The sequence below is a fragment of the Roseicyclus sp. genome, from assembly GCF_052168335.1.
In the GTDB taxonomy this organism is placed as follows: Bacteria; Pseudomonadota; Alphaproteobacteria; order Rhodobacterales; family Rhodobacteraceae; genus Roseibacterium.
In genome coordinates this window covers 1-1,395 of sequence record NZ_JBQLZP010000246.1, presented here as the reverse complement: position 1 = coordinate 1,395, position 1,395 = coordinate 1, and the positions used below count along the sequence as shown (strand labels likewise).

Sequence of the window (1,395 nt, the reverse complement as noted above, 5' to 3'; positions counted from 1 at the left end):
TGCCCCACCTCCTCGCGCTGGCCGCCCGCCTCGAGAACCGCGCGTCCGGCTTCGTCATCGCCTGCTTCGGCGATCCCGGCCTCCACGCGCTGCGCGACCGGACGGCGAAACCCGTCCTCGGCATCCAGGAATGCGCGGTCGCCACCGCCCTCACCCTCGGCCAGCGCTTCGGCGTCATCTCGATCCTGCCCGCCTCCATCCCCCGCCACATGCGCGCCTTCGGCGCGATGGGCGTCATGGACCGGCTCGCGGGCGACCGCGCCCTCGGCCTCGGCGTGGCGGAGCTGGCGGACGAAACGACCACACAGGCGCGCATGGTCGAGGTCGGAACGGCGCTCCGCGACCGCGACGGCGCCGACGTCCTCATCCTCGGCTGCGCCGGCATGGCGCGCCTGCGCGCGCCCCTCGAGGACGCGATCGGCCTGCCGGTGGTCGAGCCCTGCCAGGCCGCCACCGCCACCGCGCTCGGCCGCATCGCGCTGAACCAGAGCCACAGACCCCGGCCCCCCGGGACAGGAGACCGACATGCTCGATGAGACCGCCTCCGGCGTCTTCACCATCGCCGCCACCCCCTTCCTCCCCGACGGCGCCCTCGACCTCGCGAGCATCGACCGCATGGTCGCCTTCTACGAGGAGAAGGGCGCGACCGGCCTCACGATCCTCGGCATGATGGGCGAGGCGGGCAAGCTCTCGGCCGAGGAGTCCGTGGCCGTCGTCGAACGCGTCACCGCCCGCGCCTCGGTGCCCGTGGTCGTCGGCGTCTCCGCGCCCGGCCTCGCCGCCATCGAGGCGCTGGCCAAGACCGCCATGGACAAGGGGGCCGCCGGCGTCATGGTGGCGCCCGCCTCGACGCTGCGCACCGACGACCAGATCGCCGGCTACTTCGCCAACGTGGCCGAGGTGCTCGGCCCGATCCCCTGGGTCCTCCAGGACTTCCCCCTCGTCACCGGCGTCCAGATCTCGACAGGCCTCTGCCTGCGCATCTTCCGCGATCACCCGTCCTGCGTGATGCTCAAGCACGAGGACTGGCCGGGCCTCGAGAAGATCTCGACCCTCCGCCGCGCCGAGGCGCAGGGCGCCCGCCGCGTCTCGATCCTCTGCGGCAACGGCGGCCAGTTCCTCCTCGAGGAGATGCTGCGCGGCGCCGACGGCGCGATGACCGGCTTCGCCTATCCCGAGATGATGGCCGATGTCGTCCGCCTGATGGGCGAAGGAAACGAGACCCGCGCCCGCGACCTCTTCGACGCCTACCTCCCGCTCGTCCGCTACGAGAGCCAGCCGGGCCTCGGCCTCGCCATCCGCAAGCACATCCTCGCGCGCCGGGGCGCCATCGCCCACCCCACCGCGCGCAAGCCCGCCCCCGCCCTCTCGCGCGAGACCGTGGCCGAGATCGAC

2 protein-coding genes are annotated in these 1,395 nt (G+C 73.3%); both read left to right on the top strand.

All coding sequences use genetic code 11. From position 1 onward, the window contains the following. On the top strand, positions 1–536 hold a 536-nt coding region (locus tag ACTS11_RS07635; RefSeq protein ID WP_442639731.1), incomplete at its 5' end, for an aspartate/glutamate racemase family protein. Continuing rightward, a partial coding sequence (locus tag ACTS11_RS07630; RefSeq protein ID WP_442639730.1) for a dihydrodipicolinate synthase family protein occupies positions 526–1,395 on the top strand: 870 nt, incomplete at its 3' end. The genes ACTS11_RS07635 and ACTS11_RS07630, both read left to right, overlap by 11 nt.